The organism is Flavobacterium sp. SP2, assembly GCF_057626655.1.
Genome location: NZ_JBVHBT010000004.1, coordinates 63,376 through 88,817 on the forward strand (window position 1 = coordinate 63,376; position 25,442 = coordinate 88,817).

A 25,442-nucleotide genomic window follows, 5' to 3' on the forward strand; every position below is an offset into this window, starting at 1 on the left:
ATTATTACCAAATTTAATTTAAAATTTATGATAACTTTAAGAAATCGTTAACGAAAACGTTGTAGCTGAAGCGAAAACGTTTTCGATATGAAATAATTCAATAGTAAATTTGCTTTATTTTTACCAGTATCATAAAAAAATGCATCAAAAAAAAACATATTGCTTTTTTTTAATGCATGTATTTATTAATATGACTTTTTTTTAAGAAATAAGAGCTGATTTGCTACTTTTTTTTAACGAATACTTTATTTTTTTAAATAGATTTCTTTATTTTCTACTCCTAGACCAACTATTTTTAAAGATTTCCAATTTTTTGGTAAAATACCTTTATTGTATTTTAATCCAGAATCTGTTTGTTCAACACCTCCAAATCCGTAGATGATTGCCTGCAACATAGCGCCAGCACCAGTAGCAAAATAAGGATTGTTGCTGTTGGCTGATTCAGAAAAAACTCCAAATGGAGGACGGCTATTTGGTAAATATGATTTTACAAAATGGTCGTATGCTTTTTCTGAATCACCAAGTCTTGCATACAATACCGATAAAATTCCATGCGCCATCGCTGGTCCATCTTTTTTATCAATTTTTTCAGAATAATACGCTAAATCTTTTTCAATTTGATTTCGATCAGTAATGATATGAAGTGGGTAAGCTAATAAATTTACATCGCCTTGTTTGATCATTTGTCCACTATATCCTTTATAGTTTTGGGTAATACCATTTTCTTTATGAATCACAATGTTGTTAGCAACTTCAATCCATTTTGGATTTACAGGTTCGTTTAAAATTATAGCTGCCTTTATTGTGTTTTTCAAGGCTTCAATTGCTGAGGCATTTGTGAATGCATTGTCATCAACATGTTGTGCGTATTCGTCAGCTCCAACGACATTTAGTATCGAATAACTTCCGTCGGTATTTTTATATACGCGACTAACCCAAAAATCGGCAGTTTCTTTCAAGATTTTGTATTCTTTTTTAAGCCATGATTGGTCCTGTGTCATGGCATAATAATTCCAGAAAGCAATAGCCACATCGGATGTAATATGTTGTTCAAATATTCCTGTTAAAGCCCAAGTAGGTGTAGCTTCTTCACCCGTATCGTCAGATTCCCATGGAAACATTGCTCCTTTATATCCATAAATTGTGGCTTTCTGTTTGGCTTTTTCAAGTCGATCTGAACGATAGTCCAAACACGACTTAGCCATTTCGGGTTGTAACGCTAAAAGAGTAGGATACATCCAAAGTTCGCTGTCCCAAAAAATATGTCCGTTATATCCTTGTGAAGATAAACCCATTGGCGCAATACTTTGTCTGGTTTCTGGTCTGATAAAAGAATATAAATTGTACAGTGCAAATCGTACGCGTTGCTGCGCGTCTAAGTCACCTTCAATTTGAATGTCACCAGTCTCCCATAATTCTTGCCAAGCTTGTTGGTGTCGGCTTAAAAGTTTATCAATGCCTTCTTGTAAGGCATAAATTGGTTGTCTTTCCGATTCGTTTAAGGGATCGGTCATGTCTTTTGAGGTACAAATTCCTCCTGCAATTGCAAATCGGTATTTTTTTCCTTTCAACAACTTTTTAGTAAATCCTACTTCGTTACCAGTTTGTTTTAATACTTCAGCAATACCATCAAATAAAAAAGTAGTCGATGCAGCAACGGTAAATTTACCATTCATTGTTGTTGCCGAAGTTCCAAAAACGGGCATTAAATATTGATTATCTTTTAAAACTCGATACTGACTTTTAGCATCTTTTAATTCGTCTGGAACAACCATATAATTGTTGGCAGCTATCTCGATGTCTTTATTTGGAGTTATTTCTACAATTGCCATAGCAGAGTAAGGAATTGCTCTATTAGCCAAAATCGTATAATCAATTGTTGCATACTCCTTGAAAGAAAACGAAACCGTACTTGTACCATTTTTCATGGAAACTACTTGGCTCCAATTGTCAATATTATCTGACTTTACTTGTTCCCCATTAATGATTAAATGTAAATTTAAAAATTCGATACCCCGAACTATTTTACTAATTCCGTTTTCCGAACTTGGTTGATAAACACCATTTAAAATAATTTCTTTCGTTTTTAAAGGTTCATCATTGGTTACAATTCCAATTTGCCCATTTGCCATGGCAACACCAAAATAGTTTTGTCTAGAGTTGGCATACAAGTGCCATTCATCCGATTTGTTTTGACCATGCAAGCTCGTACTTATAATCAAAAAAAGAAGTGAAATTTTGAAAGAGGAAACCATAATTGTTGATTTTATTTCAAACTTAAATTAATTATTTTATCCCTACCCAATAAAATTCATAACTGTTGTAAAATAAAACCCGAAAACGTTTTCGGTAATTCGAAAACGTTTTCGATTTGAGTAGAATACGTTTTAAGAAAAGGAATTCTATTTTTATCGAGAATAGCTAAAATGCTAATTTATCAATTAATGAAGATTAAAATTTATAAAACTGTAATTTTTGGATTATTTGCAAGCGCAATAACTTTGTTTTCGTGTAAAAATGAAAGTAGCGATTTGGTTTTTGCAATAGATTCCTCTCAAGATCTAAAAATTGATTCTTCAAAATCATTCAAAGAACCTTTTAGACCACAATTTCATTTTACTCCAGAAAAAAAATGGATGAATGATCCAAATGGAATGGTTTATTACAAAGGTATTTATCATTTGTTTTATCAATATTATCCTGATGGTATTGTTTGGGGACCAATGCATTGGGGTCATGCAACAAGTACTGATTTAATGCATTGGAAGCATAAAAAAATAGCTCTTTTTCCCGATGAATTAGGATATATTTTTTCAGGAAGCGCCGTTGTAGATACCGACAATACTTCTGGCTTAGGTTCTAAAGAACATCCTGCAATGATTGCCATTTATACCTATCACAATATGGTTATGGAAAAATCTGGTAAAATTAATACGCAATCACAAGGTTTAGCTTACAGCTTAGATGAAGGAGAATCTTGGACTAAATATGAAGGCAATCCTATTATTCCGAATCTAACATTAAAGGATTTTAGAGATCCTAAAGTTTTTTGGAACGAGGACATTAAAATGTGGAATATGGTTTTGGTCGCTGGAGATTGTGCCCAATTTTACACTTCTAAAAACTTAATAAATTGGAATTTTGAAAGTTCATTTGGTAAAACTACAGGTGCTCACGGCGGTGTTTGGGAATGTCCCGATGTATTTAAACTAAAATTTGAAAACGCTAATGAAGAAAAATGGGTTTTACTTATAAGTGTAAATCCTGGTGCGCCACAAGGAGGATCGGGAACTCAATATTTTATTGGAAATTTTGATGGTAAAACCTTTACAACCAGCCAAAAGGACAATAAATGGGTTGATCAAGGAACCGATAATTACGCTGGTGTAACCTATAATAATGCTCCAGAAAATAAGCGAATTTTTGTGGGATGGATGAGCAATTGGCTCTATGCACAGAAGACACCAACAAAAAATTGGAGAAGTGCAATGACGTTACCTAGAGAACTTGCGTTAGAAAAAATTAACGAGAATTATGTTTTAAAGAACAAGCCTGTAAAACAATTTAATGAAATATTAAATCAATCTTTTTCAAAAGATTTAATTACAATACCACAAAATAAAAAGTCAGTAATTGAGTATGCTAGGATGAATCAATCCAATATAAAATTTACTGCGAACGATAAAAATTTAAAACTTGTATTTTCAAATGTTGTTAATGATTCTTTGGTTTTAAAATACGATGCAAAACAAAAAACGTTCACAATCGATAGAACCCACTCTGGTATTGTAAATTTTGATGAAAATTTTGCCGAAAAAATTCATGAAACTAATGTATCTAGTGTTGTTTCAGAAACTATCGATTTTCAAATCATTATGGATTGGTCCTCAATAGAAGTGTTTTTAAACAATGGTGTTTACAGCTTTACAGAACAAATTTTCCCTAAAGAACCGTACACTAAAATGGTAATTCAGTCTGATGAAAATCAAGAAATTAGGAATATAAAAATTGGTGAAATACAAACCATCTGGTAATTATAATTTATAAATATGAATAAAGTACAAAATTGGTCGTTAACTGTTGCTATTGCTGGTTTTCTTTTTGGATTTGATACTGTTGTCATATCAGGTGCAAATTTACCAATCAAAGAATTATGGCATACAACTCCTTTATTTCACGGACTTTTCATCATGTCTATGGCACTTTGGGGTACGGTTTTAGGAGCGTTACTAGGAGGAATTCCATGTGATAAATTGGGAAGAAAGAAAACGCTTTTTTGGATCGGAATTTTATTTTTAGTTTCAGCTATTGGTTCGGCGTTAGCGCCAAATCCGTATGTTTTTTCTTTTTTCAGATTTATTGGAGGTATTGGAGTAGGAGCATCATCTGTTGCGGCGCCAATTTACATTTCCGAAATTTCTAGTGCTAAAAATAGAGGGAAATTGGTAGCACTTTTTCAGTTCAACATTGTTTTCGGAATACTAATCGCTTTCTTTTCAAATTATCTGTTTGAAGGATTCTCAGGTGCTAATGATTGGCGTTGGATGATCGGAATTGTTGCTTTGCCAGCACTAATTTATAGCATAATTGTACTCAAAATTCCAGAAAGTCCGAGATGGCTAATTTTAAACAAAAAAGACGATGAAAATGGTTTACAGGTTTTAGAATTAATTTACGATAAAACAGAGGCATTGGAGAGTTTTAATGAAATAAAAAAAGATGTTGTATCAACGTCAAAAAAGGATAAATTCTTTTCTAAAAAGTACAAATGGCCTGTACTTTTAGCCTTTTTAATCTCATTTTTCAATCAATTATCGGGAATTAATTTCATTTTATATTATGCGCCAGAAATATTAGAAATGGCTGGATTAGGTTCTAAAGAATCATTGCTAAATTCAATTTTAATTGGCGTTGTAAATTTAGTTTTTACAATTGTTGGTATGCGATTGATTGATTTTTTAGGAAGAAAACAATTGATGTTAATAGGATCCATAGGTTATATTTTAAGTTTGACAATGGTCGCTTGGGCGTTTTATGCGTCTGCTGGTTCTGTAGCATTAATGGTGTCGATATTAGTATTTATAGCATCACATGCTGTGGGTCAAGGTGCTGTAATCTGGGTTTTTATATCAGAAATTTTTCCAAACAGTGTTCGCGCATCTGGACAAGCATTTGGTACAGGAATTCATTGGATTTTTGCCGCGATAATAACTTTAACTGGTCCAGTGGTTATTGATTTATTTAAAGAAAACCCATGGCCAATATTTGCTTTTTTTGCTTTTATGATGGTGCTTCAATTGGTTTTTGTGTTATTCATGATGCCAGAAACCAAAGGACTTTCTCTTGAGGAATTAGAAGAAAAAATGATGAAATAATGAGTAATTCTAAACTAAATATTGTTTGTTTTGGAGAAGTATTATTCGATATTTTTCCAAATAAAAGTAGTATCGGAGGCGCACCGTTAAACGTGGCTTTACGGCTTGCTTCATTGGATGTAAATGCTAAAATTATTAGTAGAATTGGAGATGATGTTCTTGGGAATACATTGATAGAATACGTGACAAAAAATCACCTATCTACTACTACCATTCAGGTTGATAGTCAACTAGAAACAGGACAAGTTTTGGTACATCTAGATAGTAAAGGTTCTGCATCTTACACAATTAACTATCCTGCAGCTTGGGACAAAATTGAATCAAATGATTTGAGTTTAATTGCGGTTCAAGAATCCAATGCCTTCGTTTTTGGAAGTTTAGCCTGTCGTGATACGGTATCTTTTTCAAGTTTAAAAAACTTACTCGAAGTTGCTAGTTTTAAGGTTTTTGATGTAAATCTTAGAACTCCTTTTTATACGTTCGATGTTCTAAAGGAATTGATGCATAAAGCTGATTTTATAAAATTTAATGATGACGAACTTTTCGAAATTTGTTCGATGATGCAATCGCCACACGCTTCTTTGGAGCAAAATATTAGTTTCATTGCAGAACATACCAATACTAAACAAATTTGTGTTACTAAAGGCAGTCAAGGAGCAGTTTTGTATCTCGAGGGTTTGTTTTATTATAACAGTGGTTATAAGGTAGAAGTTGCAGATACTGTTGGTTCGGGCGATTCTTTTTTAGCAGGATTGTTGTCTAAGTTATTATCTGAATCCAATCCGCAAAAAGCACTAGATTTTGCATGTGCTTTAGGAGCCATGGTGGCACAACATCAAGGTGCAAATCCAGTAATATCAAGGTCAGAAATAGTAACGTTTTGCAATCCTTCTAATAGTAACATAAACTCAAATTCTTAACGATACTGTATGACCGAAATTGTTAAAAAACCTAGATTAGACGTTGTTGATGCCCTTCGAGGATTTGCTGTATTGTGCATTATTTTATTGCACAATATGGAACACTTTGAGTTTTATTATGTGCCAAAACAGTTTCCCGATTGGTTGATAAATTTAGATGCTCAAGTTTTAAAAACAGCTTATTTTTTATTTGGTGGAAAAGCCTACGCGATTTTTGCAGTGCTTTTTGGATTTAGTTTTTACATCCAACATGAAAATCAGAGGCAAAAAGGAGTCGATTTTAGAATGCGGTTCTTTTGGCGCATGGTACTTTTATTAATTTTTGGTTTCATAAATACGGCTTTTTATCAAGGTGATATTTTAACGTTGTATGCAATTTTGGGTTTAACGTTAATTCCAATTTGTAATTTGAATACCAAAACTATTTTTATACTAGCGCTTGTTTTATTAGTGCAACCTTTAGAATGGGTTCGGTATTTTTATATTCTATTACATCCAGATTATGTTTCAAGTCCCAATTTATCGCTTGCCTATTACAAAGAAATAGCCCAATACATGGCCAACGGTAGTTTTGTAGATTACGTTGTAGGAAATGTGACTTTGGGTAAAACCGCATCACTATTGTGGTCGTGGGAATTTGGACGCTTTTTTCAAGCTCCAGCACTTTTTATGTTAGGGTTTTTAGCTGGAAGAAAGCAAATTTTTGACACTACAGCAACCAATTTATTATTTTGGAAAACTACCTTGATAATTGCTTCAATAGTATTCATACCGCTCTATACTTTTACCACTTTTTTACCCGATTTTTATGTCAATAAAGCGGCATTAGATCGACTGGTTATTATTTTCGGATCGTTATCCAACTTTACATTCATGCTTGTTTTAATGGCAACTTTTGTAGTGTTATTTCAAACTGGTCGTGCTACGCGATGGTTGTCTAAATTAATTCCTTGCGGAAAAATGAGTTTGACTACCTACATCATGCAGTCCATTATTGGTGCACTATTGTATTATCAATACGGATTTGCATTGTATCAAAATACAGGAACAACAATGTGTTTGTTTATAGGAATAATTTCTTTTATTTTACAACTTGTTTTTTGCACCATTTGGCTTAGAAATTTCAAACAAGGTCCATTAGAATATATTTGGTATAAACTCACATGGATTAATTTTACTAATAATAAATCAAATTAAGATGCTAAAAAACAGTATTAAAAATAGTATTCTAACAATAATTCTAGTATCCTTTACAATGGCAAATAGTCAAGTTATCATTTCTAAATCAAGTGAAAAATCTAAAGAAAAATGGTGGAAAGAAGCCGTGATTTATCAAATATATCCCCGAAGTTTTAAAGACAGTAATGGAGACGGAATTGGCGATATCAACGGAATAATTTCCAAACTTGATTATCTAAAAAGTCTTGGTGTAGATGCGATTTGGTTAAGTCCCGTTTATGAATCTCCGAACGACGATAACGGGTATGATATTAGCGACTACCGCGATATTATGAAAGATTTTGGTACGATGGAAGATTTTGATCTTTTATTAAAAGGAATGCACCAACGTGGGATTAAATTAATCATGGATTTGGTTTTCAATCACAGCAGCGACGAACACAAATGGTTTCAGGAAAGTAGAAAATCTAGAGATAATAAATACCGAGATTATTACTATTGGTGGCCAGCCGAAAAAGGAAAACCGCCCTACCGCTGGAGTTGGTTTGATGTAAACAGTGATGCGTGGAAATATGATACAACAACAGATTCCTATTATTTGCATTATTTTTCAAAAAAACAACCCGATTTAAATTGGAACAATCCCGTAGTTCGAAACGAGTTGTACGACATCATGCGCTTTTGGTTGGATAAAGGTGTCGACGGATTTAGAATGGATGCTTTTCAATTCATTTCTAAAGATCCAACTTTTCCCGAATTGCCTAAAGAAATTGTGGGAATTCCAACCGAAATCATAAAGTTTTATGGAAAAGGTCCGAAACTTCACGAGTACATTCAAGAAATGAATCGCGAGGTTCTAAGTAAATATCCTCATGTTATGAGCGTTTCAGAAGGTGCAGGCGACTCACCAGAAGCAGCATTAAAATTTGTTGACGAAGACCGCAAGGAATTCAATATGGCTTACCATTTTGAAAGTGTTGATATTGGCGCGCACCTCAACGATTTTGGATTGGTAAAATACAAAGAAATGTTTGCTCGCTACGATGAAACTTTTAAAAATAAAGGCTGGTTGTCTATATTTTTAGCCAACCACGATCAGCCACGAATGGTGAGTAAGTTCGGAAACGATACCGAAGCGTTTAGAGAAATTTCGTCTAAAATGCTTTCGACATTAGTTTTTACTATGCGAGGTACACCGTATTATTTTCAAGGAGACGAATTGGGAATGACCAATATTCGATTCAATTCTATAGATGATTACAACGATGTGGATACCAAAAACAGATACCAATTTTTAAAAAATAACGGTGGCGATTTACAAGCTTATTTAGAAGATAAAAAGCAGACTTCTCGCGATAATGGACGAACGCCTTTTCAATGGAATAGTTCTGAAAACGCTGGTTTTTCGGATGGAAAGCCGTGGTTGAAAGTGAATCCTAATTATAGCAAAATTAACGCAGCTCAGCAAGAAAATGATTCTAAATCAACATTGAATTATTTTAGAAAATTAGTACAATTGCGAAAAAGTGAGCCTACGCTTACTTATGGTAAATTTACAATTTTGGACAAAGAAAATCCGTCAGTATTTGCTTATACTAGAGAATTAAATGATAAAAAGTTTTTGATTTTGCTAAATTTTTCTGACAAACCAGCTGCATTTAACATAGATGTAAATCTTAAAAATGCAAAGGTTTTATTAGGAAATTATGATAATTTCAATGCTAAAGAGAATTTAAAGCCGTATCAGGCAATAGTTTTACAAGTTAATTAACAATTATTTAAATAAATATTCTATTTTTGAATTGGTGAAAAAAACGGCCTCAATATTATTAGTACTGCTACTTACCACAACATTTTTATATAATGTTGTAGGCCTTCATTTGCTCTTGTCTTTACAAAAAGAGCAAGTTTGGATCAGTCAAATGGAACGAATTCCCGATTCAGAATTCAAAGTAGTTCAAGTCAATGCGTCGTTATATTCTTTTGTTGAAGATACTGAATTAGAATATGTAAATGAAAACATTACCATAAAAGGAAAAACCTTTCACGTTTTTAAAAAACAAATAAAGGACAACATCATTAGCTTGTATTATCTTCCCAACGAACATCAAAATAGCACTGAAATTATTCTGAAAAAAATCATGGATAATGAGGTGTTTCAAGACACTGCTTTAAGTGAAAAATCGCTTGAAAAAGTATTTAAAGCATTCCAAAAAGACTATGTTGATTTGAGTAAGACTAGTCTTAGCTTTTGTTTGAGCGACAAAAGTGTTACAACTGTAACTAATTTTTATCCTGTGCAAACGCTGCATCGTGGATTTTCTTCTTTAGAGTACTCGCCTCCAGAATCTAGTTTTACATCGCAACTACTCTAGCAGTCTAAAAAAATAGAAGGCTTACTTGTGTTGGATATTTGTTTATCTAGCACGTAGTGTATTGCAATTTATGTAAGTAACTATTTCAACCAATTTACTATTCCTAATGAAAAAACTATATCTATGCTGCCTATTTATGGCAGTACAACTTCATTATGCCCAAACCGAATTAGACGGTATCATGATGAAAAAAAACAATTTTTGCACCGGCTTGATTTTCGAATACAGCAGTTGGGACAAATACTGGGAAGGCACTTTTAAAAGAGAAAATTTGAATTTCGGAACCGTATCCAATCAGAAAATAATGATTAACGGAAACTACGGTATAACAAGTAAGCTCAATTTCATTTTTACACTTCCTTATGTTTCAACCAAGGCAACCGCTGGCACTTTTAAAGGTCAAGAGGGCTTGCAAGATTTATCCTTAAATCTAAAATACCTATTTTTTGAAAAAGAGATTTATAAAAACCTACTTTCGTTTTACGCCGTGGCAGGTTATTCGTTTCCAACAACCAATTATCCTGCAGATTATTTGCCTTTGAGTATTGGGTTACAAAGTAAAGTAGCGAGTTTACGACTAATTTCCGATTATCAATTTGGAAATTTGTTTGCCACAGCATCGGCTGCCTACATGCAACGGTCTAATATAAAAATTGATCGAAATGCCTATTACACTACCGAAATGCATTATACCAATGAGGTCGATATGCCTGATATGATCAACTACAACATCCGTTTTGGGTTTCGTAATCAAAGAGCTATTGTTGAAGCAGTGGTAGATAATATGATTACCCAAAAAGGCGGATTTGATATTACGACCAACAACATGCCGTTTCCAAGCAATACTATGAATGCCTTGCGATTAGGCGCAAGCGGAAAATACAACTTGCAATCGGTTCCGGGTTTATCAATCGTTTCTGGTTTCAATCATGTCGCTACCGGACGAAATGTAGGACAATCCAACCTGTTTTATGGAGGATTGTTTTATGTAATTGATTTTAAAAATGGTAAAACTAAAACTACTTCTAATGAAAACTAATATACACGTACTTCTACTTTTTATAACTTCATTGTTTTTTCTTTCTTGTAATGACGAACTTGAAGAACGCAACGACCTTTATCCACAATTGAATCCCATCAATAGCGATGCGAATGCTGGAACTTGGACACCATTATTACTAACAGCTCCAGATGAATTTACAATTGATGCGCCGTTGCCAACGACCGCACCAGCTTACATAAGAGAAATCAATGAAATTAAAAGCTACCAACAAAATTTGACTTCAAATCAAAAGAAAATTATCAAATATTGGAGCGCTGGTGGTGTATTGCGCTGGAACGAAATAATGCAAACTTTAGTAGCAAGACACAACCGTCCGCCTTACCAAAATCCTGATGGAACCTATCCAATACCATCAGCCGCTAATCCATTTGCCAATCCGCAATTTCCTTTTTCCAATCCACCATTTGCTGCTAGAGCTTATGCCTATGTAAGTGCGGCGCAATACGATGCAATGGTAGCAACTTGGCATTACAAACAACTTTATAATAGAGCAGCGCCATTTACGGTTGATGAAGAAATTGACGTGCTAGTTCCAAAAAGTAATTTACCATCATATCCTTCTGAAGACGGTGCATTAGCTGGAGTAACTGTAGAAATTTTGAAATTATTATTTCCAACCGAAATTGCCTACATTCAGCAAAAGGCAGACGAGCAAAAATTATACAGAATTCTTTCGGGCGCTAATGTGAGAAGTGATGTAGAAGCTGGAGTTACATTGGGCAGAAAAATTGCAGCTAAATTTATAACGAAAGCCGCTTCCGATGGCGCAGGTGCCGCAGTGGGTAACCAAGAGCTTTGGACACAATTAGAAGTCAATACAACCGCAACCGGACAAATTGCATGGAAATCACTTGACATTCCAGCACGACCGCCTATGTTGCCGTTATTCGGAAAAGTAAAATCGTTTTTAATGACGCCTGAAGATGTCATTGCAAGTAGACCAGTTCCGCCACCATCTACAAGTTCAGAACAGTTTGCCTCTGAAGTAAGTGAGGTTAAATATTACAGCAAAAACAGTACCCGAGAACGCATGAAAATTGTAACTTTTTGGGCCGATGGAGTAGGTACGGCAACTCCGCCAGGACATTGGAATCAAATTGCCAACGAAGCCTTCGTTAAAGAAAGTTTCAGTGAAGTTAGATGGGCTAGAAATATGGCGTTGTTGAATATTTCACTTATGGATGCCGCAATAAGTTGTTGGGATGCTAAATATTTTTATTTTAATCCGAGACCTTCGCAAATCGATCCTGCAATAAAAACCTTAACAGGTGTTCCTAATTTTCCTGCTTATGTATCCGGACATTCTACGTTTAGTGCTGCAGCCGCAACCTATTTGTCTCACGTAATTCCATCTAAATCTACTTATTTTAATGAGTTAGCCAATCAAGCTTCAGTTTCGAGATTGTACGGTGCTATTCATTATCGAAGCGATTGTGAAAAAGGATTGCTATTAGGGAAGACCGTTGCCAATTTTGCAGTAAATAGAGCTATGCAAGATGGAGCCGAATAAATAAAGTACTTTCAAATAGCAAAGGAACTCTGAGTAGTATACACTATTCAGAGTTTTTTTTATGCTATTTTCTGGTCAACTTTTGATTGATTTTAATCATAATGAAAAAAAAATCAAGTTTTATTAGTAAATAGGTAATTACTATGATAATTTAATAGAACTTCGATATTAATTACCTAAATTATTTAATAATAAATGCACTATTTAACGATTTTAATTTATACTTTCGTTTTTCATAATTTTAAGTTAAAATTATAATGATTTTACTACTTTTTAACGCCTATATTTTCATAGAATGAGAGAAATTACCTTAAAAGAAATTGCTAATGAGCTGGGAATTTCGATAACTACGGTATCTAAAGCTTTGAAAGATTATCCCGATGTAAGTCCCAAAACTAAAGCAGCAGTTTTAGAATTGGCTGGCAAATTGAATTATTCACCCAATAATTTTGCGGTGTATTTGCGCTCTAAAGAGTCTAAAACTGTAGGATTGATTATTCCTGAAGTGGTGCATCATTTTTTTTCCAATATCATTAGAGGAATTATAGAAACGGCAGAAGAGAAAGGGTATTTGGTCATCATTTTACAATCCAACGAGTCGGTTGTAATGGAAAAAAGACAAGTGGAATTGCTTATTAATAAACGTGTGGACGGAATTATGGTTTCCTTATCCAATGAATCTAATGCAGAGTCACATTTGAAAGAGATCATGAACAAAGATATTCCGTTGGTTCAATTCGACAAAATATCCAAAATAATTCCAAGTTCTAAAGTTATTATCGACGATCAAAAAGCAGCCATTAGTGCAGTTGAACATTTGATCAAAAAAGGATGTAAAAGAATTGCGCACATCCGCGGACCAATGAATCCGCAAAACGCTATCGATCGGTTTTTAGGTTATAAAAAAGCTTTAGAAAAAAATAATATTCCTTTTGATCCTTCATTAGTATATACGTGTTCTAAAGTCGATTTTGAAGAAGGCTATGCCTTTGCCCGAAAAATTGTGGAAGAACATCCCGATGTAGACGGTATTTTTGTAATTACCGATTTAGTAGCATTTGGTGTTATTAATTATTTTCAAGATGCGGGTATTGCTGTTCCAGATCGGATTAAGGTAATCGGATTTAGCAATTGGTTCATGTCTCAAATTATCAAGCCTAAATTGAGTACAATTGATCAACCGGGCTACGAAATGGGTATGCAAACCTTTGGTTTACTATTAGACGAAATCGAAACCAAAAAGAAAGGACTAACATACAAACCTAAAATTGTGGTTTTAGATACCGAAGTGATCGAAAGAGAATCTACTTGATTTTGATACGTATGTTAAAAAAGGACATAAAATAAATAGTAATCAATTGTATAGGTTTTATTTTATGTAATTATAAATAGAAAACAACAATTAAAATATAAGTATGACTTCTAATCAAATCGTGAATAAATCAAATTGGTTTTCTAAATTTATACTAAGTTTTTTAGCTATCGTTGGAGGAGTCGATTCAGTATTGCATATTGTTTTACCACTTTTACCTCCTAAACTGAATCACTACATACTGCCAATTGGATTGTCCTCTTTGCTTATTGGAATTGTATTTTCAGTTGTACTATCATTTTACTGGCACTATAAGGAGAGAAATAATGTAATTTATTCTCCAAAATACTACATTTGGCTTACTACTATTTTGAGATATTGGCTAGCTCTTTATATTGCTACATTTGGTTTTGAAAAACTATTTGATGTCAATTTTGCACATTCGTATCATATTGAAGACGCATTAGTTTCTACATTAACAGGTCAAGAACTAACGTGGAACTACTTCGGATATTCCTATTATCTAACGGTTATTATTGGTTTATTACAAATAGTAGGAAGTATTCTTTTATTATTTAGACGCACAACGTTGTTGGGAGTAATTACACTTTTACCAGTTCAATTGAATATTTTATTGATTAATTTGTTTTATGGTATTGGTCCTCTAACAACTTTCATATCAATAATTATGGTCTTTGGACTAACTTATTTATCATTAGAACGAAAAGACGAAATAATTGATTTTTTTAAACGCTATAGAAGTACACTACCTGCAATAGGAACTGAAACTGTACGCTATTCAATGCGCTTTTTGTGTATAGTAATTCCGTTTTTATTTGTATACTATTATAGTTATGATGTCCGAAAATCTCAAAAGTATTTTGGCAAATGGCGCGTTGAAAAAATGGTACGTAATGGTGAAATAGTTTCCGAAAAAGCTTGGGAAAAAGATACATTAGCGTGGAAAATCATTTATTTTGAAGAACGTGGAAAATTATTATTCTGTCCTAATCCAACTTTGTATGTCGACAGTACGTCACTATTTATGAAGTAGGTTTACGACAATAATAGAAACAGTTTAAAGGTACTATCGTACGAAGTAAATCCCAAAAAACCAGATACAATTCCTGTTCAGGTTTCCAAATTCAAAGATTCAGTAATGGAATGGAACATGATTTTCAACAAAGACACTATTCAAATGGAGTTAAAAAAAATAAATCCATAAAATAATCCATAAAATAAAATCATACATTTAAACAGTAAATTGTATGGTTTTTCCTTGTAATTCGGTTTCGGTTGGAGGCAAAATCTCCGTGTTATCCCAAATTCCAGTAAGTAATGTTTTAGCGTATTCGTTGGGCAAATTATGCTTAATCATCAATTGATTAGCTACTACGTTGTCGTATTCCAATTGTTTGTGGTCAAAATGAAACTGCTTGTCGTGTTCGGTTACGATCATGTACCAAACTGTTGTAGATCCATCATTTGCAGGCATTCCGATAACGCCAGGATTCAGCCAAAGGAAACCATCTTGAGCCTCATGAAACGGCAATCCAGAATGGCCAGCAATTACAACATCGCTTTTGGTAGCTTCAAAATTAGCCAGTTTTTTTTCCCAAGCAGTTGATTTAAAAATGAACTCTGATGTATTAAAGTAAGAACCATGAACTACAGTGCAAACTTTTCCAGCATACTGGAATTGAATAAACTCAGGTAGGGTTTTTAGATACTCTAGCGAATCTTGCTGCAACTGACTTTTAGAATAGGGATACCACAGTTGCGAGAAATTATCACATCGCGAACCTTTTGTAAAATCACACCCACAATCGTCAGCATTGTCATTAAGTTGTAGTTCTACATTTCCGGCAATGCTTCTTGCTTTCCAATTTTTAAAAAACTGAATCGTTTCTTCGGGTTGCGCACAATAGCCAATAAGATCGCCAGTAGCAATACAATTTTCTGGTTTTATTTGTTCTTTCGAAGCCACTTCGGCCAGTGCTTGTAGGGCTTGCAGGTTGCTGTAAACACCTCCAAAAAGCAGTAGTTTTCCCGACAAATTTCCTATAAACGCTATCTTTTTATCCATTTTGGTAACCAATATAATATGATGCAAGTAAAAATACCCCAAACATTAACCCAAAGTAAATCGGCAAATTTACCTTTTGTGAATACTAAAGCTGATGGAAAGTAGTTAAAAACTAAGGCAAAGCCAAAAAACATTCCTCCAAGCACGCTAAGGTAAAAACTTATTCTGGGAACTTTGGTATTCCAAAATAAAAAAACAGGAGTAAGGCCGATAACCATGGTACCCGAAATGGTGGTTGCCGATAAAATTTCGGCATTTAAAAATACGGGTATTGTGCCTAAAACTGCTAAAACAAGCATTGCAATTCTGCCAAAGGAAACCGAATTTCCCAACTTTAAATCAATCGAAATTAATTTGGAAAACGATGAAAAGGTCGAATCTATGGTTGAAGCGGCAGAAGTAATCATGATGAAATTAATTACCAATAAGGTGAACACTCCAAAGGCTTTTCCCACTTCAAAGGCTGCGTCACCTTGAATGTTGTTTGCCTTTGCATACACACCAATAATACTGAATAAAACAATGCAGAGTATTCCTAAAACACTTGCAAAAAAGAAACTCTTACGCATGACTTTTGGAGCAGTGATAAAACCTCTATCGGTTAGTACTGGGTCGTGAAAAGGATAACTAAACGATTGTATTAAAGCCGCAAACAACAAATTGAGTCCGAGTTCAAAACTCCAGGTACTCGACGTTGCAATTGTAGTAACGGTAAAATCGTGTATGGAAAAAACTTGAAATAAAATGATGAGTAAAAGTACCGAAAACAAGATCATTTGAATGGCATCGGTAAAAAGCGAACTGCTCATGCCACCTTTTAGCGAGTAGGCTAAAGTTAAAACCGTAAAAACAACTATTGCGGTAAAGTAACTTGTACTTCCTTGGGTTCCAAAATAAGAACCAATTACCATGGTATTACTCCATATTTCATTGAATAACCGAATGACTATCAATATCGAAAACAGTGCCATGGCTTTTTTTCCGAATTTGGTAGTCAAAAATTCATGAATGCTTTTAAAACCACCTTTTACACGAAGTTGGTAGATAAAAAAACCAGCCACAGCAAAAGAAAAATAATAACCAGCATACGCTATGCCGCCAAGAATTCCGAATTCTAATCCTAAATTGGCGGCATTAGTAATGCTTTTAGCAAAAATCCATGAGATGATTAAACTACCAGTAAGCACCAAGGAATTTGGTGCTTTATTTTTATTGATTGCCTTAAAAAACTGGTCGGTAGTTTTGGCTAAAGGTGATATGAAAAAGAAAATCAAACTTGATACAATCAACAGTATCCATTGCCAATGTATTGCTTCCATTTATAAGTTATTGATTCCACCAAACTGGGAAATTGATACTGTTATTATCGGTTGCATCGGCGGCAACAGTATAGTTGTCGCGGTTTAATGCTTCTTCCTCTGGAGGATAAGGCATGCGTACCGGAATCAGATTGTTGTTTAAACTAGCCGAAATGGTTCGCAATTCTGGGAAACCGGTTCTGCGGTATTCAATCCAACCCTCGTATCCATTGATAATATTTGCAATCCATTTTTGGGTAATAATTTGCTTTAATGGAGTTGAATTCGCTGCATTGTAGGCTGCATTACCAGTTAGATATGCTGCTGGCAATGGTGTATTCCAATACTGAAATGCTAGGGTAACACCGTTTTCATACAATGTTTGTCCGTTTGCCGTAATCAATCCTCGTTCAGCTGCTTCTGCTAAAGCAAATTGCACTTCCCAAGCGGTTAGGAAATTAGCATCTAGCGTCGAAGTGTCTTCTCTAAAAACAGTGCCTGCTAAAGAAAAATTGGACAATACAATCGAGGTTGCACCCGAATTGATTCCGTTTAACAATCCGTTAAATTGCCCGTTGGTAGAATTCGAAAAAGGTCTGAAAAACTTTCCAATTCGGGTATCGTTTAGGTTCGTCATGATGTCTTCCATCGTTTCCGATAATACAAAATTATTGAAATCTCCTACGCGCAATTGCGCCAATCTAAAACTGTTTGGAGCTGTATTGGTAAAATTGAAAACCGCATTTTGTGCATTGGTAGTAATGAAATTTCCTTCATCATAAAGTGCTTGCAATTGTGCCGAAACATTCATTTTAGAAGAAATACGAAGCAAATATTTAATCTTCAAAGAATTGGCAAATCGTACCCAAGATTGCAAATTTCCATTGTACAGAATATCGCCTTGTAAGGTAATGGCATCATTATAGTTTAGAATTGCTGCAATACCTTTATCCAAATTATCCAAAATACCGCCTTCATCCAAATAGATGCTTTCTTGGCTGTCGTAAACTGGTGTTGTAATTCCTTCGGTTCCGTTAAAAGCGGTAAAGTAAGGCACATCACCAAACAAATCGGTCAAACCTGCCGCCATGTAGGCTTTCAGAATTAAAGCCGGACCTTCATATACTTTCAGCGTAGCCACTTGACGCGATTTTTTTAAAATAATTTCATTATCACGCAAGTTTTTATAAAATATAGGCCACGGATTTCCACCCAATTGCGGTGATTTTAAAGCATGACGGTCAAACAAGTTGAAGTCGATAGCGGTTCGGTGCTGCGATAATAAATCACCTGCCACAAAACCTTCGTAACTCATGTTTTCTCCAAAATTGTAAAGCACTTGTCGTAACAATAAGCTGGGTTGTACCGAATTGGGTGCGTTGGGATTGGTATTGATTTCTTCAAAATCTTTCGTGCAGCTTGAAGCTACCAAAAGAAGTACTAGAGATAATGTATATAGTATTTTTTTCATCTTTTAATTTTTTTAGAAGTTAAAACCAAGTTTCATACCGATGCTTCTGCTTGTGGCATAACTCATGTCTTCCACACCGCTTACAAATCCGTTTCCTTGTGCAGCAATCTGTTCCGGATCGAAATGCGGATTTTGCGTAATGGCAAATAAATTATTTCCAATAACTGACAAGGTAATGTCGCCACCTTTTTTAAGTCCCGAAAATCCTTCTTTCACTTTAAAAGTGTATCCAATTGAAAATTGACGTAATTTAAGAAAAGAGGCATCATAAACATTATTTTCTTCGTGATTTCTGTCGTAAAACTGACGGTAATAACTTTCTGGTGTTATTGCTGTTGTATTAGGTACATAAATAGGATTGTCCGCCGTACCAGTATTTACTACACCTTGTGCTACAATTCCTTCGGTTGGTCTGAAACCAGTTTCGGCTAGTTGACCTCCAACATTTCCAATAGCACGCGTTCTCGAAACTACTTCGCCACCTTGACGCCAATCCAGTAAAAAACCTAAATTCCAGTTTTTGTATCTAAAATTATTGGACCAACCCAACGTAAAATCGGGTGTATAGTTTCCTATTTTCTGAAGATTGTTGTCTGCAATATAATTTCCGGTACTGGTTAAAATAAAGTCGCCGTTTTCATTTTTCAAATAACCTGTTCCATACATATCGCCAATTCTTCCACCTTCTTCCACTTGAAACCAAACAGTTTGGTTCGCACTATCATAAATTCGGCTGTATGCCAAGGTCAAGCGACCGCTTTCTTGTGGTAAGTCTTTGATGATTGCCCTGCTTTTAGCAAAGTTAAAAGTAGAATTCCATCTAAAATTAGTTGTTTTGATCGGTACAATTCCCAATACAATTTCAACACCTTGCGTATTCACTTTTCCACCGTTGACTACTTTTTGGTTGTACCCCGATGAAATTCCGATAGGCAATGAAATAATTTGATCTTCGGTATTGGAATTGTAATAGGTAGCGTCAATATTCAATCGGTCGTTAAAGAAACGTACATCAGCGCCAATTTCATAGGAAGTTGTTTTTTCGGGTTTCAAATTGGCATTGGGAATAAAATTCTGATCGCTAAAAGTTGGTTGTCCGTTGAACGGTGTTTGCGATATAAAAGCGCCAGAAGTTTGATACGGTCCAGTATCATTACCCACTTGAGCCGCACTTGCTCTAAGTTTGGCAAATGATATTACTTTTGGTAACGCCACAACATTGGATACAATAAAACTCGACGATACGGAAGGATAAAAGAACGACGTGCCACTTACTGAAAAGGGTGTGGCTAAGGCACTCGACCAATCGTTTCTAGCCGTTACATCCAAATACAGGTAGTTTTTAAAACCAAATTTTGCAATTCCATAGAGCGAATTAATGCGTTTATTACTTTCAAATTGAAATACTTCAATAGGTGAAGCGGCATTATTTAAATTAAAAATGCCCGGTTGCGCTAAGTTCACCGTTTGCGATTGTTTGGTGGAAGCAAATCGATCCAGTCGATTACCACCAACCGATACGTCCAAGGAGAATTTACCCAATTGTTTGGTGTAATCCAGTAAAAAATCGGTGTTGACTTCTCTATATTTTACATCGTGCTCGGCATAACCACCGTTCTTAAAACGATTGCTACTGAAATTACGACGCATTTGTCGGGTTTCTGAACTGTAGTCCATTCCGGTACGAATGGTAAACGTAAGGTTTTTGGTCAATTCTTGCTTCAAAAGTAGGTTTCCAAAAACACGGTCTCTTTCGAATGAATTTCTATTTTCTAACAATGTAAAATACGGATTGTCAAAAAAGGTATAATTGAAAGAATATTGCTGAATGCCTTCCAATCCGGGTTGCCAGTATTTTTTTAATTTGTTGATGTCCAACGATCGTGGTCCCCAACCTACAACAGAATAGTTGACGTTTTCACTTCCGTAGCCACTTGATGGTCGGTTATCACTACTGGAGTTTACATAGTTTATTGAGCTGGAGATGGTAGTCTTATCCGACGGCTTGAAATTCAATTTTGCTGCTACGGTTTGTCGGTCTAAATTGACACCTGGAATGATAGATTCACTTCGCAAATCGGTAAAAGACAAACGGTAGTCGCCACCTTCAAATCCGTTGGAAATCGCAACATTGTTTATCGTTGTAGTTCCTGTTTTATAAAAATCTTTGATGTTATCGGGATGCGATTTGAATAGGGTAGGTGTTATGGGTAAACCACTATACAACGAAGTATCGCCTCCACGAACAAAATTTCCATCAGGCAATAGTACCGGACTGTCGAATTGTGGAACGAGAATTCCTTCATCCAATTTTGGTCCCCAAGAGTAACTAATTAAATCATTCGTTCCACCACCTAAACCGTCAACAAAGGCAAACTGTCCTGAATTTCCTTGTCCGTACTCGTTTTGAAATTCAGGTAATTTAAACGCCGATTCAACCGTTAACGAGGTCGTAAAACTCACACTGAATCCTTTTTTCTTGTTGCCGTCTTTGGTTTTGATTACGATAACTCCGTTAGACGCTCTAGTTCCATAAAGTGCTGCAGCACTCGGACCTTTTAAAACGGTTACCGATTCGATATCGTCTGGATTGACTTCCATAGCGCCATTTCCGTAATCAATTTCTTGAAATCCAGCGGCAGCTTCGTTGGTGAAATTGAATACCGTTTCGTTGTTAATTGGAATGCCATCTACTACAAATAATGGATTGTTGTTGGAGAAAGACGATTCGCCACGGATGGTAATTTTAGAAGTCGAACCGACTCCAGTAGCACCTTGTGTAATCGATACACCTGCTATTTTACCTGCTAAATTGTCTAAAAAGTTAACGGTTTTTACTTCAACCAAATCTTTAGACTGTAAGGTTTGCAAGGCATAACCTAGTTCTTTAGATTCTCTATTCAATCCCAACGCTGTTACCACAACTTCTTCTAAATTCTCGGTGTCTTCTTCTAATGCAACCGAGATCACGGTCGCATTTCCTACTACCATCGTTTTGGATTTGAAACCAATATAGGAAAAAGTTAAAGTACTTGTTGGCGCTGCAACGCTGATGGTGAACATTCCGTTGGCATCAGAATTGGTTGTTGCCGTTCCTGAGGAAATATTTACTGATGGTAATGTCGTTCCATCAGATTGATTGGTTATTTTACCAGTAATTGTAATTTGTGAATAGCCTAAACACGACATCGCGAATAGGAAGACTACGTATAATTGCTTCATATTTTCTTTATATAATTAGGGAAAGTCTGAATAATCAGAATTAAAAATGTACTCAATTATATAAGAATAGGTGATCCTTTATTGTACGAATCTGGTAGTAGTAGCTTGGGTACAACTACTAAAAATGACGTATCGTATTTTCTTTTTTGAAAGGTAATTATTAAAAATAATTCGAATAAAAAACGGTATACCTTTTTGAACAGTCGTACTAGTTTCTTAATATCTTGAAAGTCATCAACATCGTGCAGTTTTTTTAAGAAGAAAACAGGCACTGCGTTGGCACTAAATAGGTTGGATAGTGCGGTGCTTAAATTTTGCTTGTGCCATGGAAGTTGCAGCAATGGCGCTACTTGAAAGTGGGCTTTTTGAATTCCTAGAAGGTAAAATCCACCATCGTGGCTTTCGCCTACTACCAGTTTGTTTTCAGCCAACTTTGCCGCAGCAACATGCAATTGCGATGCGGTTAAGTGCGGCGTATCATTACCAACAACGAGCAAAGATTCGTAGCCCAAATCATAAACAGCTTGTAGGGCATGTGTAAAACGTGCGCCAAAAGTAGCGCCTACCTGTTCTTTTTCGGTAATCAAAAAATAGGGTAATTGCGTTTCCTTGACAATTTGTAACACCCGCTGGTTTAGCGATTCAAATACCGCTTTCGAATGTAGAAATGGCTTAACCGTTGCCTCATATTCGGCAGAATAGGCAAAAATTACAACAGCTGTTTTCAAATCTTTCATCCAGTTACCAATTAAACGCTATCTTTAATGTGAAACACTTTTTAACTTAATTTATGTTACGCAGCTCTACCAAGCCATTTTAAACTTGCAATCAGATATACGAGAAAAGTAACGAGATAGTTTGTGGCGTTTATGTAACACTTTACGTTCCGAAACCACTTTTCGTTACCATCGGGGTACGGTTTGGTTTTATTAGGAATTCGTACACTATCTAGTTCCAATCAATACGTTCAAGAACATCAGTAACTTACCACGTTGTAACTACCAAAACAAGAGCTACTGCAAGTAACGATTTTTTGTAAGAATAACGACGTACTATTTATTTTCTTTTTTAAAATAGGCTTGTTGTTGTTTTCATTTTTAAAGAAATCGTAAGCCGCTAGTGACTATTCTATAAATGGAAATACAAGTAGCATTCGTTGCAATGCTCAACTTGTTTTTAATTTGTATTTTAGTACAGCCGAAAATAGTCTTTTTCATAAGTTGTACAAAGCAGCGACTGAAAAGCGTACAAACTGCATATGAAATTGCAGCGATTATTACGAGAATATTTTTGGAATAGCGATAGAATAATTACTATCTTTCCTCTAACCAATACAACTAAATAATGAGTACATCAGATACAATGAACACTGGCGGTACAGTTACATTTATAATTAAAGTCAACGGTACAGCACTACCGGCAGAACTTAGTGTGCATTCGGTACAGATTCAGAAAAGCGCAAACCGAATTCCAAGTGCCAAAATTGTAATTATGGATGGCGATCCTGAAACAGGTCAATTTGAAGCCAGTTCGTCTTCCATTTTTATTCCGGGTGCTACAATCAGTATAGAAGCAGGTTACGATACCCAAAACGAAGTTATTTTTGAAGGCATCATTACCAGTCAATCTCTTCGGATTGACCGTCTTGTAGGATCAGCTTTAGAAATTGAATGTCGTGACCGTGCCATCAGTATGATTGTAGGCCGAAAAAGCCGTACGTATTATAATAAAAAAGACAGTGAAATTATTACTGCTATCATAGAAAATTATTCAGGATTAGCTGCTGCTACCGAAGCCACTGCAACAGTGTGGCCTGAACAAGTACAGTATTATGTAACCGATTGGGATTATGTTATGACACTTGCCGAATCGAATGGACTTATTGTAACGGTAGTTAATGGAAAAATTAGCGTACATGCTCCTGATACTACTACTACATCGGTACTTACTATAACGTACGGAACTAATCTTTTGGAGTTTAATGCCGAATTAAATTCACTTACACAATTAGCTCATGTTACTTCTAAAAGCTGGGATTATCAAAATCAAACGGTTATCGAGAGCGAAGCAGTTCCTACTGTTTTGGGAGCTGGAAATTTATCTTCACAGAAATTATCAGAAGTTGTTGCACTCGATTCCTACCAGCAGCAAACGACCGCACCTTTGGAAGCAGCCGATTTAAACAACTGGTCAAAAGCCCAAATTAGCAAAAGCGCATATTCAAAGATTCAGGGTACTGCCCTAATTCAAGGTGCCAGCGCAATTGATCCCGGAAAATACGTCACGTTTACAGGTCTTAGCGATCGCTTTAATGGCGCGTATCTTATTGGTGGTGTAACGCATATTTTTTCAGAAGGAAATTGGACTACAGAAATGAGTTTGGGGCTTTCGCCGAATTGGTTTGCCGAAGCGACCGATGTTATGGCACCACCAGCATCGGGATTGATTCCAGCGGCAAGAGGACTTTTCAATGGAACTGTGCAGAAAATTCATGAAGATCCCGATGCTCAATACCGCATTTTAGTAGCTGTTCCTTTATTTGATACCAATGGAAGTGGTATCTGGGCGCGACTTTCTAATTTTTATGCTACCCACGGAGCTGGAGCTTTTTTTCTACCCGAGGTAGGAGACGAGGTTATTCTAGGGTTTTTGAATGAAGATCCGCGGTATCCTATAATTTTGGGAAGTTTGTACAGCGGAACTAAAAACACACCTGCTACGGGTTTAGTGCCAAACGAAAATAATTCCATAAAAGCTCTTGTTTCCAAGTCAGGTATTGCCGTAGCATTTGATGATGAAAATAAAATCTGGACGGTCAGCACGCCCAATCAAAATACTATTATGATGAGCGACCTAGACAAGAAAATCACGATTAAAGATGAAAACCAAAATAGTATTGTACTGTCAGCTAGTGGTATAGATATATCAAGCCCTAAAAGCATCACGATTTCGGCTCAGGAAACGGTGACCATCAAAGGAACACAAGGAGTCAACATGGCATCGAGTGGTGGCGATGTTACCACCACCGGATTGAACATCAACGAATCCGCAGCTGTGCAATATAGAGCGCAAGGCGCAATGACTGCTGAGGTATGTGGCGGCGTACAATTAACGCTGAAAGGCGCAATGGTACAAATCAACTAAATAATCTAACTATATGCCAGCAGCAGCACGATTGACCGACTTCCACGAATGTCCTATGGTTACCCCAGAACCTTCTCCTATTCCTCATGTTGGTGGACCCATTATTGGTCCCGGAATGCCAACCGTATTAATTGCAGGATTACCAGCCGCACGAGTGGGTGATGTACTGCAATGCGTAGGACCACCAGATGCTATTGCAACAGGATCGGCAACAGTCTTTATAGGTGGTGTACCCGCAGCACGAGTGGGAGACAAAACCACTCACGGAGGAACAATTCTTGGTGGAGCCTACGATGTTATAATTGGCGGATAACTGCAACTTTATGAAAGTGCATCAGTAGTGCTTGCAGCAGGTAACGACTTATTACAAGAACATTATTTTGATTGGCATGGATCCCATTATCTAATGACTAAGCTAACTAGTTTACTACAAGTAGGGTTTAGGTGTCGTTTTATTCCGTTCGTTGGATGTTATTTCAAATAGTAT

At 35.6% G+C, this 25,442-nt stretch carries 18 protein-coding genes; 12 read left to right on the forward strand and 6 right to left on the reverse strand.

Annotated features, from left to right (window positions below; all coding sequences use genetic code 11):
* Nucleotides 1-245: 245 nt before the first annotated feature.
* The gene (locus tag ACZ098_RS09775; protein ID WP_487311578.1) at nt 246-2,222 is read right to left on the reverse strand and encodes a kojibiose hydrolase; all 1,977 of its coding nucleotides are present in this window, start codon (nt 2,220-2,222) and stop codon (nt 246-248) included.
* A gap of 222 nt (nt 2,223-2,444) precedes the next feature.
* On the opposite strand from ACZ098_RS09775, the gene ACZ098_RS09780 reads away from it, so the two are divergent.
* From ACZ098_RS09780 to ACZ098_RS09825, 10 genes are all read left to right on the forward strand, one after another.
* Entirely contained in the window at nt 2,445-4,034 is a 1,590-nt protein-coding gene (locus tag ACZ098_RS09780; RefSeq protein ID WP_487311579.1) for a glycoside hydrolase family 32 protein, read from the forward strand.
* A gap of 15 nt (nt 4,035-4,049) precedes the next feature.
* Nucleotides 4,050-5,375: a sugar porter family MFS transporter gene (locus ACZ098_RS09785; RefSeq protein ID WP_487311580.1), complete on the forward strand. Its 1,326-nt coding sequence runs from the start codon at nt 4,050-4,052 to the stop codon at nt 5,373-5,375.
* A complete protein-coding gene (locus ACZ098_RS09790; protein ID WP_487311581.1) occupies nt 5,375-6,295 on the forward strand; it encodes a carbohydrate kinase family protein in 921 nt (306 codons plus the stop codon). The genes ACZ098_RS09785 and ACZ098_RS09790 overlap by 1 nt, the downstream gene beginning before the upstream one ends.
* Before the next feature lie 9 nt (nt 6,296-6,304).
* Nucleotides 6,305-7,492 (forward strand): DUF418 domain-containing protein, encoded by a 1,188-nt coding sequence (locus ACZ098_RS09795; protein WP_487311582.1) that lies wholly within the window; start codon nt 6,305-6,307, stop codon nt 7,490-7,492.
* Between the two features lies 1 nt (nt 7,493).
* A complete protein-coding gene (locus ACZ098_RS09800; RefSeq protein WP_487311583.1) occupies nt 7,494-9,245 on the forward strand; it encodes a glycoside hydrolase family 13 protein in 1,752 nt (583 codons plus the stop codon).
* 34 nt (nt 9,246-9,279) lie between these two features.
* Nucleotides 9,280-9,849 (forward strand): hypothetical protein, encoded by a 570-nt coding sequence (locus ACZ098_RS09805; RefSeq protein WP_487311584.1) that lies wholly within the window; start codon nt 9,280-9,282, stop codon nt 9,847-9,849.
* A 106-nt stretch (nt 9,850-9,955) separates the two neighbouring features.
* Nucleotides 9,956-10,888, forward strand: coding sequence for a hypothetical protein (locus tag ACZ098_RS09810; RefSeq protein ID WP_487311585.1), 933 nt, complete (start codon nt 9,956-9,958; stop codon nt 10,886-10,888).
* Nucleotides 10,878-12,422, forward strand: coding sequence for a vanadium-dependent haloperoxidase (locus tag ACZ098_RS09815; protein ID WP_487311586.1), 1,545 nt, complete (start codon nt 10,878-10,880; stop codon nt 12,420-12,422). The genes ACZ098_RS09810 and ACZ098_RS09815 overlap by 11 nt, the downstream gene beginning before the upstream one ends.
* Before the next feature lie 295 nt (nt 12,423-12,717).
* Entirely contained in the window at nt 12,718-13,734 is a 1,017-nt protein-coding gene (locus ACZ098_RS09820) for a LacI family DNA-binding transcriptional regulator (RefSeq protein ID WP_487311587.1), read from the forward strand.
* Between the two features lie 103 nt (nt 13,735-13,837).
* Nucleotides 13,838-14,788: a hypothetical protein gene (locus ACZ098_RS09825; RefSeq protein WP_487311588.1), complete on the forward strand. Its 951-nt coding sequence runs from the start codon at nt 13,838-13,840 to the stop codon at nt 14,786-14,788.
* A 198-nt stretch (nt 14,789-14,986) separates the two neighbouring features.
* On the opposite strand, the gene ACZ098_RS09830 is transcribed toward ACZ098_RS09825, so the two are convergent.
* From ACZ098_RS09830 to ACZ098_RS09850, 5 genes are read right to left on the reverse strand one after another with little or no spacing between them, the layout of a single operon-like run.
* Complete coding sequence (locus ACZ098_RS09830; protein WP_487311589.1) at nt 14,987-15,820, reverse strand: metallophosphoesterase family protein; 834 nt, start codon at nt 15,818-15,820, stop codon at nt 14,987-14,989.
* Complete coding sequence (locus tag ACZ098_RS09835) at nt 15,805-17,139, reverse strand: sodium:solute symporter family transporter (protein ID WP_487311590.1); 1,335 nt, start codon at nt 17,137-17,139, stop codon at nt 15,805-15,807. Before ACZ098_RS09835 ends, ACZ098_RS09830 begins: the two co-directional genes overlap by 16 nt.
* Before the next feature lie 7 nt (nt 17,140-17,146).
* Nucleotides 17,147-18,589: a SusD/RagB family nutrient-binding outer membrane lipoprotein gene (locus ACZ098_RS09840; protein ID WP_487311591.1), complete on the reverse strand. Its 1,443-nt coding sequence runs from the start codon at nt 18,587-18,589 to the stop codon at nt 17,147-17,149.
* A 12-nt stretch (nt 18,590-18,601) separates the two neighbouring features.
* Nucleotides 18,602-21,811 (reverse strand): SusC/RagA family TonB-linked outer membrane protein, encoded by a 3,210-nt coding sequence (locus ACZ098_RS09845; RefSeq protein WP_487311592.1) that lies wholly within the window; start codon nt 21,809-21,811, stop codon nt 18,602-18,604.
* A 56-nt stretch (nt 21,812-21,867) separates the two neighbouring features.
* On the reverse strand, nt 21,868-22,548 hold the full coding sequence (locus ACZ098_RS09850; RefSeq protein ID WP_487311593.1) for a TIGR04282 family arsenosugar biosynthesis glycosyltransferase: 681 nt from the start codon (nt 22,546-22,548) through the stop codon (nt 21,868-21,870).
* Between the two features lie 607 nt (nt 22,549-23,155).
* On the opposite strand from ACZ098_RS09850, the gene vgrG reads away from it, so the two are divergent.
* Together vgrG and ACZ098_RS09860 are read left to right on the forward strand one after the other, a co-directional pair.
* Nucleotides 23,156-24,955, forward strand: a complete 1,800-nt coding sequence (gene vgrG, locus ACZ098_RS09855; RefSeq protein ID WP_487311594.1) for a type VI secretion system tip protein VgrG — start codon at nt 23,156-23,158, stop codon at nt 24,953-24,955.
* A 13-nt stretch (nt 24,956-24,968) separates the two neighbouring features.
* A complete protein-coding gene (locus ACZ098_RS09860; protein ID WP_487311595.1) occupies nt 24,969-25,268 on the forward strand; it encodes a PAAR domain-containing protein in 300 nt (99 codons plus the stop codon).
* The last annotated feature ends 174 nt before the right edge of the window (nt 25,269-25,442 follow it).